Raw genomic sequence first — 16,115 nt, forward strand, 5'->3', positions numbered from 1 at the left:
GGTCAGGCACCAACCGGGACCGCGCCGGCGACTGAGACTGCATACCCGGCAGGTTAGTACCGCACTTTGCCCACCGCGACCCCAGTGCGGGGGCAGCCGTCGTCGCCGCCGTGCTGAGCGTGCTGCCAGGGCCACTCCGGCGCCGCTCACGCGGTCGCTAGGACGCACGGACTGCCAGTGCCTGTGGCGGACCGCCACGTCCCGCACCGGCCCCACACCGGTGTACGGGCTGGGAGCACGACGGCGCCCCGACCGCACGAGGTGGTCGGGGCGCCGTCAGGAGCGGATCAGGCTGTCAGGCTCAGTTGCCGGTCAGCTTCTCGCGGAGGGCGGCAAGAGCCTCGTCGGAGGCGAGGGTGCCGGTGGCCTCGGCCGGGGCCGAGGAGTACGAGGTGGACTGGGCGGCGCTGGCGTCGCCGGTCTCCGTGTCCTCCTCGAGCGCCTTGGCGACCTGGGCCTTGTGGGCCTCCCAGCGGGCGTGGGCGGCCGCGTACTCGGCCTCCCAGGCCTCGCGCTGGGCGTCGTAGCCCTCGAGCCACTCGTTGGTCTCCGGGTCGAAGCCCTCGGGGTACTTGTAGTTACCGTTCTCGTCGTACTCCGCGGCCATGCCGTAGAGCGAGGGGTCGAAGTCCTCGGAGGCCGGGTCGACGCCCTCGTTGGCCTGCTTGAGGGACAGCGAGATGCGGCGACGCTCGAGGTCGATGTCGATGACCTTGACGAAGACCTCCTCGCCGACCTTGACGACCTGCTCGGGCACCTCGACGTGACGCTGGGCCAGCTCGGAGATGTGGACGAGGCCCTCGATGCCGTCCTCGACACGGACGAAGGCGCCGAAGGGGACGAGCTTGGTGACCTTGCCGGGGACGACCTGGCCGATGGCGTGCGTGCGGGCGAAGGCCTGCCACGGGTCCTCCTGCGTCGCCTTGAGCGACAGGGAGACGCGCTCGCGGTCGAAGTCGACGTCGAGGACCTCGACGGTGACCTCCTGACCGACCTCGACGACCTCGGACGGGTGGTCGATGTGCTTCCAGGAGAGCTCGGAGACGTGGACGAGGCCGTCGACGCCGCCGAGGTCCACGAAGGCACCGAAGTTGACGATCGAGGAGACGACGCCGGTGCGGACCTGGCCCTTCTGCAGGGTCTGCAGGAAGTTGGTGCGGACCTCGGACTGGGTCTGCTCGAGCCAGGCGCGGCGGGAGAGGACCACGTTGTTGCGGTTCTTGTCCAGCTCGATGATCTTTGCCTCGAGCTCGCGGCCCACGTAGGGCTGGAGGTCGCGGACGCGACGCATCTCGACGAGGGAGGCGGGGAGGAAGCCGCGAAGGCCGATGTCGAGGATGAGACCGCCCTTGACGACCTCGATGACGGTGCCCGTGACGACGCCGTCCTCCTCCTTGACGCGCTCGATGGTGCCCCACGCGCGCTCGTACTGGGCGCGCTTCTTGCTCAGGAGCAGACGACCCTCCTTGTCCTCCTTCTGGAGAACAAGGGCCTCGATCTCGTCGCCGACGGAGACGATCTCGTCGGGGTCGACGTCGTGCTTGATGGACAGCTCACGAGCGAGGATGACGCCCTCGGTCTTGTAGCCGATGTCAAGAAGGACCTCGTCGCGGTCCACCTTGACGACGGTGCCCTCGACGATGTCGCCGTCGTCGAAGTACTTGATGGTCTCGTCGACGGCGGCGAGGATCTCCTCGGTCGAGCCGATGTCGTTGACGGCGACCGGGGCGGGGCTGGGCGTGGTGGTGGTCATTGAGTGGTTGCTCCGAAAGTGGACAGATGGGTCGGGTGGATAGAGTCCGTGCGTCCCACGCCCCGACGACCAGCCCGGACTGGCCCCGGCGCGGCGAGCGCGACAGCCGTTTCCGCCGAGAAGCAGTTCGGGAACTGTCTCAGGAGCGGCTCGACGTCGGCACCCATGAGCGCACTCTTGGGACTCTACCAGGACGTGCCCAGTTCGTGACCTGTGGAAGGTCACGGAGAACCCGGTGCGGAGCCGTGGAATCGCTCACGTCCGCCTGTGGCACGGGCCGGCGTCGGCGCCCCGCCGGTCGCCCTGACGACGGCCGCGGCGCTTCCCCGCAGCCGATCGCTCAGTGCGCGGCGTCGCGCCAGGTGGTCCCGCGACCGACCGAGACGTCGAGCGGGACGGAGAGCTCGGCGGCCCCTCCCATGCGCTCGCGCAGGAAGTCCTCGACCGCGCCGGCCTCGCCGGGGGCGACCTCGACGAGGAGCTCGTCGTGGATCTGGAGCAGCACCCGCGAGGAGAGCCCCGCCTCGGCCAGGCCCTCCGCGACGTCGATCATGGCCTTCTTGACGATGTCGGCGGCGCTGCCCTGGATCGGGGCGTTGAGGGCGGCGCGCTCGGCCATCTCGCGGCGCTGGCGGTTGTCGCTCGTCAGGTCCGGGAGGTAGCGGCGGCGCCCGAACATGGTCTCCGTGTAGCCGTCGCGGCGGGCCTGCTCGACGACGGCCTCGAGGTAGTCGTGGACGCGGCCGAAGCGTGCGAAGTAGGCGTCCCGGAGGGCGGCGGCGTCGGCGTTGTCGATGCCGAGCTGCTTGGCCAGGCCGAAGGTTGACAGCCCGTAGGCGAGGCCGTAGCTCATGGCCTTGACGTGGCTGCGCTGCTCCGCGGTGACGTCCTCGACGTCGATGCCGTGGACGAGCGCGGCGACGTAGCGGTGCAGGTCCTCCCCCGAGCGGAAGGCGTCGATGAGGGCCTCGTCGCCGGACAGGTGCGCCATGATGCGCATCTCGATCTGGGAGTAGTCGGCGGTGACGAGGCACTCGTAGCCCTCGCCGGTCGTGAAGGCCTCGCGGATGCGACGGCCCTCCTCGGTGCGCGCAGGGATGTTCTGGAGGTTCGGGTCGATCGAGGACAGGCGCCCGGTCGCGGCGACCGTCTGTTGGAAGGTGGTCCGGATGCGGCCGTCGGGCAGGACGGCCTTGCGCAGGCCCTCGACGGTCTGGCGGAGCTTGATGGCGTCGCGGTGCTCGAGAAGGTTCTCGAGGAAGGGGTGGCCCGTCTTCGCGTAGAGCTCGGCCAGGGCGCCCGCGTCGGTCGTGTAGCCGGTCTTGGTCCTCCGCGTGTGCGGCATGCCGAGCTCGTCGAAGAGCACCGTCTGGAGCTGCTTGGGACTCGAGAGGTTGAGCTCGTGCCCGGCAGCGTCGTAGGCGCCCTCGGCGGCGTGGGTGACGCGGGCGTCGAGCTCGGTCTCCCGCTCCCGCAGCACGTCCTCGTCGACGGCGATGCCGGCGTGCTCCATCTCCGCGAGCGTGGCGGCCACGGGCATCTCGAGGTGGGTGAAGAGCTCCGTGGCCCCGCGCTGGTCCATCTGGGCCTCGAGGGCCTCCTGGAGCGGGAGGAGGGCGGCGGCTCGGCGCGCCGAGGCGAGGGCCGCCGTCGGGACGGCGTCCCCACCCCCACCGAGGGCGTCCAGGTCGAAGGCGGACTGCGCCTCGGCGGGCTCGTCGGTGACGGTGAGGGAGGCGAGGTCGAGGCCGAGCCAGCGCTCGGCCAGGGCGTCGGTGCCGTAGTCCCGCTGCTCGGGGCGGCACAGGTACCCGGCCAGTGACGGGTCGGCGACGACGCCGTCGAGGTCCAGGCCGCGTCCCGTCAGGGCGTGCCAGGCGCCCTTGGCGTCGGCGACGACCTTGGGCCGGGCGGGGTCGGCGAGGAGCGCGGCGAGGGCCGCCTCGTCGTCCGGGGAGACGAGAGCCGTGTCCACGGCGACGGCGTGCTCGCCGTCTGAGACGGAGATGAGCTCGGCGGATCCGCGACCGGGCCGCAGGTCGCCGACGACGTCGAGGCCGAGCAGACGGGTCTCCTCATCGTCGCCCGTGGCGCGGAGGTGCTCGTCGAGCCAGGCCGTGAGTGACCCGGGCTCGACGCCGTGGCCGAGGACGGCGACGTCGAGGACCTCGAGGCGCGCCAGTGGCGAGTCGTCGCCCAGCTCCGACTCCTCTCGCGCCTCGACGCCGTCGGAGGTGTCGGCGAAGGTGAGCGTGCGCAGGGCTCGCTGGTGCAGGGTTCGGAACTCGAGGGCCTCCATGACGCGGGCGAGCTCGCGGCGGTCCGCCCCGACGAGGCGGAGGTCCGTGGCGGGCTGGACGCCGAGGTCGAGGTCCGTGAGGAGCCGGTTGAGGCGACGGTTGCGGACGACGTCGTCGAGGTGGTCGCGCAGGGACTGGCCGGCCTTGCCCTTGATCTCGTCGGCGTGGGCGATGACGCCCTCGAGGCCGTCATAGAGGTTGATCCACTTGGCGGCCGTCTTGGGGCCCACCCCGGGCACGCCGGGCAGGTTGTCGCTCGTCTCGCCGACGAGGGCGGCGAGGTGCGGGTAGCGCTCCGGCGGGACGCCGTAGCGCTCCTGGACCTCGTCGGGCGTCATGCGGCGCAGCGTGGAGACGCCCTTGATCGGGTAGAGCACCGTGCAGCGGTCGGTGACGGTCTGGAAGGAGTCGCGGTCCCCCGAGCAGACGAGGATCTCCATGCCGGCATCCTGGCCGCGGCGGGCGAGGGTCGCGAGGATGTCGTCAGCCTCATAGCCGGGAGCGGTGAGGGTCCGCACGCCCATGGCGGCGAGGAGCTCCTCGATGAGCTCGACCTGCCCGACGAAGGGGCGGGGGGTCTCGTCGCGGGTGCCCTTGTAGTCGGAGTACTCCTCGGTCCGGAAGGTCCCCCCGGGCAGGTCGAAGGCGACGGCGACGTGCGTCGGCTGCTCCTGCTCCAGGAGCGAGAGGAACATCGAGGTGAAGCCGTGGACGGCGTTCGTCGCCTGACCGGTCGAGGTCGTGAAGGAGTCCACCGGGAGCGCGAAGAACGCGCGGAAGGCCATGGAGTGGCCGTCGATGAGCAGGAGCCTGGCGCCGTCGTCGGCCGGGGTGACGGAGGCGCTGCCGGACGGGGACGTGCTGGCGGGGGTGCTGGAATCCGTGGTGCTCACCGTGCCAGCCTACGGGCATGAGCGACCAGCACCCCTCCACGCCCCCCGACGGCGTCCCCCAGCCCGGCCCGACCGCGCGGACCGCGGACGCACCGGTCGGCTTCCCGGCGCCGCGGGCGCGCGCCTTCCCGGACACGCACCCCGCCGGCTCGGCGGTCTCCGCCCCAGTCGCTCCCCCGGTGCCGGGCGGGCTTGAGGACTGGGAGCAGGGCACTCTCATGGCGACACTCGGCATGGAGGTGCTGGAGCGATCCGCGGACCGGACCGTCGTGACGATGCCGGTCGAGGGCGCCCGCCAGGTGATCGGCATCCTCCACGGTGGTGCCTCCGCCGCGCTCATCGAGACGGCTGCCTCCGTGGCGGCGCGCCAGGCCGCGCCGGAGGGCACGGTGGCGGTCGGCGCTGAGCTGCAGGTCAGCCACCTGAGGCCGGCGACGGAGGGGCGGGCGACGGCGGTGGCCACCCCCGTTCACCGGGGGCGGCGCACCGCCGTCTACGAGGTGTCGGTCCTCGACGAGAAGGGTCGTCAGGTCGCGCGCGGGACGCTGCGCAGCCTGTTCACGGACCGGGGCTGACCGCAGGCACCCGCTCCTGGCCCCTCCGGCACGGGGCGCAGCATCGGCCACCCCGCCCGGTGAGGGCCTCAGTCCTCCTTCTTGGAGGCTCCGACCTGCTCGATGACGGCGTCGGCGACCTCACGCATGGTGAGCCGCCGGTTCATGGACGTCTTCTGGAGCCAGCGGAAGGCCTCGGGCTCGCTGAGCCCCATCTTCTCCATGAGGAGGCCCTTGGCGCGGTCCACGCGCTTGCGGGTCTCGAAGCGCTCCTGGAGGTCGCTGATCTCGTTCTCGAGGGACTGGATCTCCTCGTGGCGGGACAGCGCGATCTCGACGGCGGGGATGAGGTCCGCCGGGGTGAAGGGCTTGACGACGTACGCCATCGCGCCGGCGGCGCTCGCCCGCCCGACGAGCTCGGTCTGGGAGAAGGCCGTCAGCATGACGACGGCGGCGCCGACCTTCTCGACGATCTGCTCGGCGGCGGTGATGCCGTCCATGACGGGCATCTTGACGTCCATGACGCACAGGTCCGGCTCGTGCTCCTCAGCGAGGCGGACGGCCTCCTCGCCGTCGGCGGCCTCGGCGACGACCTCGAAGCCGGCGTCGGTGAGGGTCTCGACGATGTCGAGGCGGATGAGGGTCTCGTCCTCGGCGACGAGGACTCGGCGGGAGGAGGTGGAAGACTCGTTGCTCACGAGCCGATCCTAGTATGCTCAGCGCGGTCGCGAGCACCGGGGCGGCGTCGCGAGACTCACGCCCGGGCACTGCGCGGCATCCGCCTCCGTAGCCCAACTGGCAGAGGCATCCGACTCAAAATCGGAGTGTTGTGGGTTCGAGTCCCACCGGAGGTACGAGGCGATGGCGTCTCGTCCCCGTCGGTCGGCCGTGGTCGCGTGCCCGACGCCGACGACCGCAGGGACGAGACGACGAAGGGGCTCCGCACCAGCTGGTGCGGAGCCCCTTCCTCACGTCCTCGGGCGGAGGTTCGGCTCAGGCGCGGACGGCCTTGTAGTCGATCTCCTCACCGACGGTGTGGACGCGGATCGAGTTGGTGGAGCCGGGCGTGCCCGGCGGCATGCCGGCGACGATGATGACGGAGTCTCCGGGCTGCGCGAGCTGCTTGGCCTGGAGGATCTCGTCGACCTGGGCGACCATCTCGTCGGTGTGACGGACATCGGGCACGGTGTAGGTGCTCACGCCCCAGGAGACGGCCAGCTGACGGCGGGTCGACTCGAGCGGGGTGAAGGCCAGCAGCGGAATGGCGGAGCGCAGGCGGGACAGGCGGCGGGCCGTGTCACCGGACTGCGTGAAGGTGACGAGGTAGGTGGCGTCGAGCTGTTCGCCCATCTCGGCCGCGGCGCGGGTGAGCACGCCGCCGCGGGTCTGCGGGTAGGAGCCGAGCTCGGCGATGCGCTCGCCGCCGTTCTCCTCGACGTTCTCGATGATGCGCGCCATCGTGCGCACGCACTCGATCGGGTAGGCGCCGACCGAGGTCTCGCCGGAGAGCATGACCGCGTCAGCGCCGTCGAGGATGGCGTTGGCGCAGTCGGAGGCCTCGGCGCGGGTCGGGCGAGGGTTCTGGATCATCGACTCGAGCACCTGGGTCGCGACGATGACCGGCTTGGCCTGGCGGCGGGCGAGCTCGATGGCGCGCTTCTGGACGAGCGGCACGGACTCGAGCGGCATCTCGACGCCGAGGTCGCCGCGCGCGACCATGATCCCGTCAAAGGCGGAGACGATGTCGAAGAGGTTGTCGACGGCCTGCGGCTTCTCGATCTTCGCGATGACCGGGATGCGCACGCCCTCCTCGTCCATGATCTGGTGGACGTCCTCGATGTCCTTGGAGTCGCGGACGAAGGACAGGGCGATGAGGTCGGCGCCGATGCGGCACGCCCAGCGCAGGTCCTCGCGGTCCTTCTCGGACAGGGCCGGGACGGAGACGGCGACGCCGGGGAGGTTGAGGCCCTTGTGGTTGGACACGTAGCCCGGGACCTCGACCTTGGTGACGACGTCCGTGTCGGTGACGGCCGTGACCCGCACCGCGACGTTGCCGTCGTCGATGAGGAGGCGGTCACCGGGGCGGCAGTCGCCCGGCAGACCCTTGAAGGTGGTGCCGACGCGCTTGACCGTGCCGAGGACGTCGTCCGTCGTGATCGTGAACTCGTCGCCCTTGTTGAGCATGACCTTCTGGTCGTTGACGAAGTTGCCGAGGCGGATCTTCGGACCCTGGAGGTCGACGAGGATGGCGACCGGACGGCCGGACGCGGCCGAGGCCTCGCGGATGCGCTCGATGACGACTTCCTGGTCCTCGGCGCGCCCGTGGGAACGGTTGATACGGGCCACGTTCATGCCCGCGTCGATCAGCGCCTGAACCTGCTCAGGAGATTCAGTGGCGGGTCCCAGTGTGCAGACGATCTTCGCTCTTCGCATGGCCCGGATCTTACGGGATGCTCCGGCCCCGGACGAGGCCCCACGGGGGGATGACGACCTGTTGGGAGGAGGGTCACGCGGTGTTCACCGCCTCGAGCGCCGGGTCCACCTCACGCGGCTCGGAGTCCGCGTGCTCGTGCTCCGAGGGTTCCTGCTGCCCCTGAGTACGCCGTGCGCCCGCCCGTCCACGGGACGGGCGCACGGATGACCCGGCCGGGCCGGGCCGGGGAGGATGCCGCTCCCCCGCCCGCCGGGATCACGGCTGGTAGGAGACCTCGGTCGGGGTGATCGGGCTCGGCAGCTCCGTCGTGCCCCGCAGGTAGCGGTCCACGCTGGCGGCCGCCGAGCGGCCCTCCGCGATCGCCCACACGATGAGGCTCTGACCGCGGCCGGAGTCGCCGGCGACGAAGACGCCGGGCACGCCCGCGTTCCAGTCCTCGTCGCGCTCGATGCGACCCCGCGCGTCCAGGGACAGGCCGAGCTGCTCGACGAGGCCCGTCTCCGGGACGCCGGTGAAGCCCATCGCGAGAAGGACGAGCTGGGCCGGGATGACCCGCTCGGTGCCCTCGACGGGGACCGGGCGTCCGCCCTCGAAGGCGACCTCGGTGATGCGCAGCGACCCGACGCGGCCCTCGCCGTCGTCGAGCATCTCGACGGTGGAGGTCGCCCAGACGCGGTCGCCGCCCTCCTCGTGCGCGGAGGCGACCTTGTAGAGCCGCGGGTACGTCGGCCAGGGCTGGTTGGCGGGGCGCTCCGTGGGCGGCGCGGGCATGATCTCGATGGAGGTCACGGACCTGGCGCCCTGGCGGATCGCGGTACCGAGGCAGTCGGCTCCGGTGTCGCCGCCACCGATGATGATGACGTCCTTGCCCTCGGCGGAGATCGGCGTCGGGCCCTCGCCGTGGACCTCGCGGGTCGCGGCGGTGAGGTACTCGAGCGCCTGGTAGGTGCCCTCGAGCTCGCGGCCCGGGACGCGCAGGTCGCGGCGCTTCGGGGTGCCCATGGCGAGGACGACGGCGTCGAAGGACTCGAGGAGCTCCTGGCCGGTGAGCTCGTTGCCAACGTCGACCGAGTTGCGGAAGCGGGTGCCCTCCGCCTCCATCTGGGCGAGGCGGCGGTCGAGGACCGACTTCTCGAGCTTGAACTCCGGGATGCCGTAGCGCAGGAGACCGCCCGGCTTGTCGTCCTTCTCGAAGACGGCGACGGTGTGCCCGGCGCGGGTCAGCTGCTGCGCCGCCGCGAGGCCGGCGGGGCCGGAGCCGATGACGGCGACCGTCGAGCCGGTGAGGAAGGCAGGGACCTGCGGCTTGATGAGGTCCTCGTCGAAGCCGGCGTCGGCGATCGAGTGCTCGATGTTCTTGATGGTGATGGCCGGCTGGTTGATGCCGAGCGTGCAGGCGAACTCGCAGGGCGCCGGGCACAGCCGCCCGGTGAAGTCCGGGAAGTTGTTGGTGGCGTGGAGGCGCTCGACGGCGGCGGCCGTGTCGCCCTTCCAGGTCAGGTCGTTCCACTCGGGGATGAGGTTCCCGAGCGGGCAGCCCTGGTGGCAGAAGGGAATGCCGCAGTTCATGCAGCGGGAGGCCTGTCGGCGCAGCTGGGCCTCGTCCTGGGTCTTGCGATCCTCGACCTCCTTGAAGTCGAGGATGCGGACCTCGACAGGGCGGTACTTCGGCAGCTCGCGCTCGGTGATCTTCAGGAAGCCGCGGGGGTCAGCCACGGGACACCTCCAGGATGCTGTCCCACACGGTGGGGTCGGACGGGGTGAGGCCGGACGCCTCGGCGTCGGCGAGGACGCGGCGCACGGCCGCGTACTGGCGCGGGAGGACGCGCGTGAAGCGCGACCGGAGCTGCTCGGGCTCGTCCAGCAGACGCTGGGCGACCGCCGAGCCGGTCTCCTCGACGTGCTCGCGCAGGATGGTGGTGAGGACGTCGACGTCGGAGTCGTCGAGCTCGGAGAGCTCGACGGCGCCGCTGGCGACGGCCTCCGCGTTCATCCTCGCGCGGTCGAGGTCGAGGAGGTAGCCGGTCCCGCCGGACATGCCCGCGGCGACGTTCCGGCCGGTGGCGCCGAGGACGACGGCCGTACCGCCGGTCATGTACTCCAGGGCGTGGTCGCCCGCGCCCTCGGCGACGAGCGTGGCACCGGAGTTGCGGACGGCGAAGCGCTCGCCGACGCGGCCGCGGATGAAGAGCTCGCCCGCGGTCGCGCCGTAGCCGATGACGTTTCCGGCGATGACCTGCTCCTCGGCGACGAAGGACGCGCCCTTGCTGGGGTGGACGGCCACGCGGCCGCCGCACAGGGACTTGCCGACGTAGTCGTTCGCGTCGCCCGTGAGCCGGACCGTGACGCCGTGCGGGAGGAATGCGCCGAGCGACTGGCCGGCGGAGCCGGACAGGTTGATCTCGATCGTGCCGTCAGCGAGCCCCTCGTCGCCGTACTTCTTGGCGATCTCGTGCCCGAGCATCGTGCCCACCGTGCGGTCCGTGTTCTGGATCGGCTGGGTGATGGAGACGTGCTCGGCACGGCTGAGCGCGGGGGCCGCCAGCTTGATGAGCGTGCGGTCCAGGACGGACTCGAGGCCGTGCTCCTGGCCCTTGACGTGGTGGAGCGACGAGCCGGGGGCCGGCTGCGCCATCGTGAGGATCGGCGTGAGGTCGAGGCCCTCGGACTTCCAGTGGGCGACGGCCTTCTCGGTGTCGAGCAGGTCCGCGCGGCCGACGGCCTCCTCGATGGTGCGCAGGCCCAGGCTGGCGAGGATCTCGCGGACCTCCTCGGCGATGTACCGGAAGAACGTGACGAGGAACTCCGGACGGCCGGAGAAGCGCTGGCGCAGGACGGGGTTCTGCGTGGCGACGCCCACCGGGCAGGTGTCGAGGTGGCACTTGCGCATCATGATGCAGCCGGAGACGACGAGCGCCGTCGTCGCGAAGCCGAACTCCTCGGCGCCCAGGAGCGCGGCGATGACGACGTCGCGGCCGGTCTTGAGCTGACCGTCGCACTGCACGACGATGCGGTCGCGCAGGTCGTTGAGGACGAGGGTCTGCTGGGCCTCGGCCAGGCCGATCTCCCACGGGGCGCCGGCGTGCTTGACGCTGGTGAGCGGGGCCGCGCCGGTGCCGCCGTCGAAGCCCGAGATGAGGACGACGTCCGCCTTCGCCTTGGACACGCCCGCGGCGACGGTGCCGACGCCGATCTCGGAGACGAGCTTGACGTGGACGCGCGCCTCCTCGTTGGCGTTCTTGAGGTCGCTGATGAGCTGGGCTAGGTCCTCGATGGAGTAGATGTCGTGGTGCGGCGGCGGCGAGACGAGGCCGACGCCAGGGGTCGAGCGGCGGACCTCGGCGACCCACGGGTAGACCTTGTGGGCCGGGAGCTGGCCGCCCTCACCGGGCTTGGCGCCCTGGGCCATCTTGATCTGGATGTCCTCGGCGAAGGTGAGGTACTCGGCCGTGACGCCGAAGCGGCCGGAGGCGACCTGCTTGATCTTGGAGCAGCGCTCCGGGTCGTGCAGGCGCTCGCGGGACTCGCCGCCCTCACCGGTGTTGGACTTGCCGCCGAGGCGGTTCATGGCGATGGCGAGGGTCTCGTGCGCCTCACGGGAGATGGAGCCGTAGCTCATCGCGCCGGTGGCGAAGCGCTTGACGATCTCCTCGACCGGCTCGACCTCCTCGAGCGGGACGGGCTCGACGTCCTCGGTGCGCAGGCGCATGAGGCCGCGCAGCGTCATGAGCTGCTCGGACTGGTCGTTGATCTCGTCGGTGTAGCGGCGGAAGACCTCGCGCTGCTCGGTCCGCGTCGCGTACTGGAGACGGGAGATGGTCGCGGGGTTGAAGAGGTGGTCCTCGCCCTCACGGCGCCACTGGTAGTCGCCGCCGGTCTGCAGGGTGCGGTGCGCCGGCGAGATGCCCGACGGCGGGTAGGCCTGCAGGTGCCGAGCGAGGACCTCCTCGGCGATGACGTCGAGGCCGATGCCGCCCAGCGGGGTGGGGGTGCCGGTGAAGTACTCGTCGACGAGGTCCTCGGAGAGGCCGACGGCCTGGAAGACCTGGGCGCCCCGGTAGGAGGCGACGGTGGAGATGCCCATCTTGGACATGACCTTGAGGACTCCGTGCCCGAGCGCGTGGACGAGGTTCTCGACGGCGGTGTCCGGATCGACCTTGATAGCCCCGGAGCGGGCCAGGGCCTCGACGGACTCCATGGCGAGGTAGGGGCAGACGGCCGCGGCCCCGTAGCCGATGAGGAGGGCGACGTGGTGGACCTCACGGACGTCGCCGGCCTCGACGACGAGACCGACCTGGGTGCGCGTGTGCCTGCGCAGCAGGTGGTGGTGGACGGCGCTCGTGAGGAGCAGCGACGGGATGGGGGCCATCTCCGCGGTGGACTCGCGGTCCGACAGGATGATGAAGCTCGTGCCGGCCTCGGCCGCGGCGTCGACCTCGGCGAAGATCTCCTCGAGGCGCTCGCGCAGGGCGGCCTCTCCCCCGCTGACGCGGAACAGGCCCTTGATCTTCGTGGCGGTGAACCCCTTGGCGGCCTTCGCGCGCCCGATGTGGGCGAGCTGAGCGAGCTGGTCCGAGGTGAGGACCGGGAAGGGGATGACGAGCTTGCGCGCGTGCTCCGGGGTGTCCGCGAGGAAGTTCGGCTCGGGGCCGATCGCGGCGGACATCGAGGTGACGAGCTCCTCGCGGTAGGAGTCCAGCGGCGGGTTGGTCACCTGGGCGAAGAGCTGGCTGAAGTAGTCGAAGACGAGGCGGGGGCGGCTCGAGAGCACCGCGATGGGCGTGTCCGTGCCCATGGAGCCGATGGCCTCGGCGCCGTTGACGGCCATCGGCGTGAGCAGCATGGAGAGCTCCTCGTGCGTGTAGCCGAAGGTCTGCTGGCGGCGCAGGACGGAGGAGGCGGAGTGGCCGACGTGCTCGCGGGGCGGGAGGTCCTCGAGGCTGACCATGTTCTCGGCGAGCCACTCGTCGTAGGGGGCCTCGGCGGCGAGGCCGGCCTTGATCTCCGCGTCGGGGACGATGCGGCCCGAGTCGAGGTCGACGAGGAACATGGTGCCGGGCTCGAGCCGGCCACGGGCGGCGATGTTCGACTCGTCGATGGGCAGGACGCCCGTCTCCGAGGCCAGGACGATGGTGCCGTCCTTGGTGGCGGTCCAGCGGCCGGGGCGAAGACCGTTGCGGTCCATGACGGCACCGACCTGGGTGCCGTCGGTGAACACCATGGCGGCGGGGCCGTCCCAGGGCTCGACGATGTTGGCGCTGTACTCGTAGAAGGCGCGGACCCTGGGGTCCATCGTCGTGTTCTTCTCCCAGGCCTCGGGCACGAGCATCGCCATGGCGTGCGGCATGGACCGGCCGGCGAGGGTGAGGAGCTCGAAGACCTCGTCGAAAGAGGCGGAGTCGGAGCCGCCCTCGGTGCACACGGGGAGGAGCGGCTCGAGGTCGCCGAGGAGCTCGGAGCTCATGAGGCCCTCGCGGGCGGCCATCCAGTTGCGGTTGCCGCGCACGGTGTTGATCTCGCCGTTGTGGGCGATCATGCGGAAGGGCTGAGCCAGGGGCCACGACGGGAAGGTGTTCGTGGAGAAGCGGGAGTGCACGAGGGCCACGCGGGTGGCGACGCGCTCGTCGGTGAGGTCCGGGAAGAAGGGCGCGAGCTGCTCGGTAGTGAGCATGCCCTTGTAGACGAGGGTGCGGGACGAGAGGGAGGCCATGTAGACGCCGGCCTCCTTCTGCGCGCGGCGGCGCAGGCGGTAGGCGAGGCGGTCCAGGGCGACGCCGCTGGCGCGGCCGGCGCGGTCCGTGACGACGAGGTGACGGAACTCGGGCATGGCGCCGCGGGCGGTCGGGCCGATCATCGAGTCGTCGGTGGGGACGTCGCGCCAGCCGACGACGCGCAGCCCTTCCTCGCGCGCTAGGCGCTCGATGGCGGCGACGGCCTGCGAACGGGCCTGGGCGCCCTCGTGCGGGCCAGGGAGGAAGACGAGGCCGACGGCGTAGGCGCCCGCCTTGGGCAGCGAGGCGACCTCCTCGCGGAAGAAGGCGTCCGGGACGGCCATGAGGATGCCGGCGCCGTCGCCCGTGTTCTCCTCGGCGCCGACGGCACCGCGGTGGTCGAGGCGGGCGAGGACGTGGAGGGCGTCGGAGACGACGGAGTGAGCCGGGGCGCCGTCGAGGCGCGCCACGAAACCCATGCCGCAGGCGTCGTGCTCATAGGCGGGGTCGTAAAGCCCCTGCCTCTGGGATGCCGCCGTCCCGGCGGCCGACTGAGCGGTCTGCTGCATGGAGCCCGTCCTCTCTGTAGGTCGGCGCCCGCGCTCGTGACCGAGATGCGGGACAACCGTGTCTCGTCAACGCCGACGCTTCCAGCGACGGGTTACGCCTCTATTTCATGATCGGCGTCTTGCGAATCCGCTGGCACATCGGTGCCACCGCCACTATCGCGCCTGATCGTGTCGGGAGCGTGACGACGTGTGGCCACGACGTAGCCCACCAGACCGGTGAGGAACACGATGAGCGAGGTCCAGTCGTTGAGACGCATGCCGAGGAAGTGCTGGGCGTCGTCGATCCGCAGGGCCTCGATCCAGCCGCGGCCCGCCGTGTAGACCATGAGGTAGGCCCAGATGAGGCGTCCGCCGGTGGCACCGTCGCGCCGTCGCAGCCGGCCGTCGAGCCAGAGGAGGAAGGCGGCGCCGGCGAGGTTCCAGAGGAGCTCGTAGAGGAACGTCGGGTGGAACAGCGTCCCGGGCGCGTAGCCGGCGGGCAGGTGGGCGTCGTCGATCTCGAGACCCCACGGCAGGGTGGTGGCCCGTCCGAAGAGCTCCTGGTTGAAGTAGTTGCCGACCCGCCCGACGGCCTGGGCGATGAGGAGGGCGGGAGCGACGGCGTCCGCCATGGGCGCCAGTCGCAGTCCACGGTGGTGGAGGAGCCAGGCGCCGGCGGCGACGCCCGCGGCGACGCCGCCCCAGATGCCCAGGCCTCCGTGCCAGACCTGCGGGATGAGGGCCAGGTCGCCGTCGGGGCCGAAGTAGGCCTCCGGGGAGGTCATGACGTGGTACAGCCTGGCTCCGACGATGCCGACGGGCACGGCGAGGATGGCGACGTCGAGGGCGACGTCCTGGTCGCCCCCGCGCTCGCGGTAACGGCGGTCAGCCAGCCAGACCGCGATGAAGACGCCGGTGAGGATGCACAGGGCGTAGGCGCGCAGCGGGATCGGCCCGATGTACCAGACGCCCCGGGAGGGACTCGGGATCGCGGCCGGCAGGCTCGCCAGCCCCTCGATGGCGGTCGTGGCGGCGTGCATTCAGAGGGCCTCTCGGTGGGTGGTGCGGAGCAGGGCGGGGTGGGAGCCGGCGGCGACGAGCTCGGCCACCATCTGTTGGGGGTCGGCCGAGCGGATGACGGCCTCGCCGACGAGGACGACGTCGGCGCCGGCGCGGGCGTAGGTCATGACGTCGTGCGGACCCGCGACGCCGCCCTCGGCGACGCGGATGGTGGTGCTGGGCAGGACCTCCGCCACCTGCTCGAAGAGGGAGCGGTCGACGTCGAGGGTCTCCGGGTCGCGCGCGTCGACGGCGACGCAGCGCGCCCCGACCTCCACCGCGGAGAGCGCCTCGCGGCGGGAGTGCGCCTCGACGACGGCGAGCATGCCGAGCGAGTGCGTGCGCTCCACGAGGGCCTCGAGGACGAGGCCCTCGAGGCGGGCGTCGAGGGTGAGCATGTCGGCGCCGTGGGCACGGGCCTCGTGCACCTGGTAGGGGGTGACGACGACGTCGTTGACGAGCACGGGGACCTCGACCGCCGTGCGCACGGCGTCGAGGTCCGCCAGCGCGCCGTGGGATCGGGCGGGCTCGGTGACGACCGAGACGCTCGCCGCTCCCCCGGCCTCGTAGAAGCGGGCCAGGACGGCGGGGTCGCCGACGCCGGAGAGGTCGGCGAAGGTGGCGGTGGCGCGCTTGACCTCGGCGATGACGGACACGGCGCGGCCGGGCTGCCGCAGGACGGCACCGGCGTCGAGGGCTCCCGGGGCGAGGCGGACGGCCTCGCGGAGGGTGCCGAGGGGGACGCGCTCCTGCCGGAGGGCGACCTGGGCGCGCGAGGCGTCGGCGAGCTCGTCGAAGCGGATCACGCGCCACCACCTTTCCGCGGGGAGCCGGTCGGTCGTCGGTCGGTCGGCCGCCGTTGG

At 71.6% G+C, this 16,115-nt stretch carries 9 protein-coding genes and 1 tRNA gene; 2 read left to right on the forward strand and 8 right to left on the reverse strand.

Annotated features, from left to right (window positions below):
* Nucleotides 1-301: 301 nt before the first annotated feature.
* Complete coding sequence (gene rpsA, locus IXW69_RS07365; RefSeq protein ID WP_194785700.1) at nt 302-1,753, reverse strand: 30S ribosomal protein S1; 1,452 nt, start codon at nt 1,751-1,753, stop codon at nt 302-304.
* 340 nt (nt 1,754-2,093) lie between these two features.
* The gene (gene polA / locus IXW69_RS07370; RefSeq protein ID WP_194785701.1) at nt 2,094-4,946 is read right to left on the reverse strand and encodes a DNA polymerase I; all 2,853 of its coding nucleotides are present in this window, start codon (nt 4,944-4,946) and stop codon (nt 2,094-2,096) included.
* 17 nt (nt 4,947-4,963) lie between these two features.
* Between polA and IXW69_RS07375 the strand changes: the two genes are divergently transcribed.
* Nucleotides 4,964-5,521: a thioesterase, FlK family gene (locus IXW69_RS07375; protein WP_194785702.1), complete on the forward strand. Its 558-nt coding sequence runs from the start codon at nt 4,964-4,966 to the stop codon at nt 5,519-5,521.
* 68 nt (nt 5,522-5,589) lie between these two features.
* On the opposite strand, the gene IXW69_RS07380 is transcribed toward IXW69_RS07375, so the two are convergent.
* The gene (locus IXW69_RS07380) at nt 5,590-6,198 is read right to left on the reverse strand and encodes an ANTAR domain-containing response regulator (RefSeq protein ID WP_194785703.1); all 609 of its coding nucleotides are present in this window, start codon (nt 6,196-6,198) and stop codon (nt 5,590-5,592) included.
* Between the two features lie 82 nt (nt 6,199-6,280).
* Here IXW69_RS07380 and IXW69_RS07385 point away from each other — a divergent pair.
* A tRNA-Leu gene (locus IXW69_RS07385) sits at nt 6,281-6,354 on the forward strand.
* Between the two features lie 139 nt (nt 6,355-6,493).
* On the opposite strand, the gene pyk is transcribed toward IXW69_RS07385, so the two are convergent.
* From pyk to IXW69_RS07410, 5 genes are all read right to left on the reverse strand, one after another.
* Nucleotides 6,494-7,933: a pyruvate kinase gene (gene pyk / locus IXW69_RS07390; RefSeq protein WP_194785704.1), complete on the reverse strand. Its 1,440-nt coding sequence runs from the start codon at nt 7,931-7,933 to the stop codon at nt 6,494-6,496.
* A 256-nt stretch (nt 7,934-8,189) separates the two neighbouring features.
* Nucleotides 8,190-9,650 carry a glutamate synthase subunit beta gene (locus IXW69_RS07395; protein WP_194785705.1) on the reverse strand — a complete coding sequence of 487 codons (1,461 nt, stop codon included), beginning with the start codon at nt 9,648-9,650 and terminating at the stop codon, nt 8,190-8,192.
* Complete coding sequence (gene gltB / locus IXW69_RS07400; protein ID WP_194785706.1) at nt 9,643-14,214, reverse strand: glutamate synthase large subunit; 4,572 nt, start codon at nt 14,212-14,214, stop codon at nt 9,643-9,645. The genes IXW69_RS07395 and gltB overlap by 8 nt, the downstream gene beginning before the upstream one ends.
* A gap of 92 nt (nt 14,215-14,306) precedes the next feature.
* Nucleotides 14,307-15,233, reverse strand: coding sequence for a prolipoprotein diacylglyceryl transferase (gene lgt, locus IXW69_RS07405; protein ID WP_194785707.1), 927 nt, complete (start codon nt 15,231-15,233; stop codon nt 14,307-14,309).
* Nucleotides 15,234-16,058 carry an indole-3-glycerol phosphate synthase TrpC gene (locus IXW69_RS07410; protein ID WP_194785708.1) on the reverse strand — a complete coding sequence of 275 codons (825 nt, stop codon included), beginning with the start codon at nt 16,056-16,058 and terminating at the stop codon, nt 15,234-15,236. It abuts the gene before it with no gap.
* Nucleotides 16,059-16,115: the final 57 nt, after the last annotated feature.

Origin of the sequence: Actinomyces haliotis (genome assembly GCF_015355765.1) — a bacterium.
In the GTDB taxonomy this organism is placed as follows: Bacteria; Actinomycetota; Actinomycetes; order Actinomycetales; family Actinomycetaceae; genus Actinomyces; species Actinomyces haliotis.

What these genes read in the sequence shown, in the direction of transcription:
- pyk (WP_194785704.1), bottom strand. Translation starts at nt 7,933, where the DNA reads ATGCGAAGAGCGAAGATCGTCTGCACACTGGGACCCGCCACTGAATCT.
- lgt (WP_194785707.1), bottom strand. Translation starts at nt 15,233, where the DNA reads ATGCACGCCGCCACGACCGCCATCGAGGGGCTGGCGAGCCTGCCGGCC.
- gltB (WP_194785706.1), bottom strand. Translation starts at nt 14,214, where the DNA reads ATGCAGCAGACCGCTCAGTCGGCCGCCGGGACGGCGGCATCCCAGAGG.
- IXW69_RS07375 (WP_194785702.1), top strand. Translation starts at nt 4,964, where the DNA reads ATGAGCGACCAGCACCCCTCCACGCCCCCCGACGGCGTCCCCCAGCCC.
- rpsA (WP_194785700.1), bottom strand. Translation starts at nt 1,753, where the DNA reads ATGACCACCACCACGCCCAGCCCCGCCCCGGTCGCCGTCAACGACATC.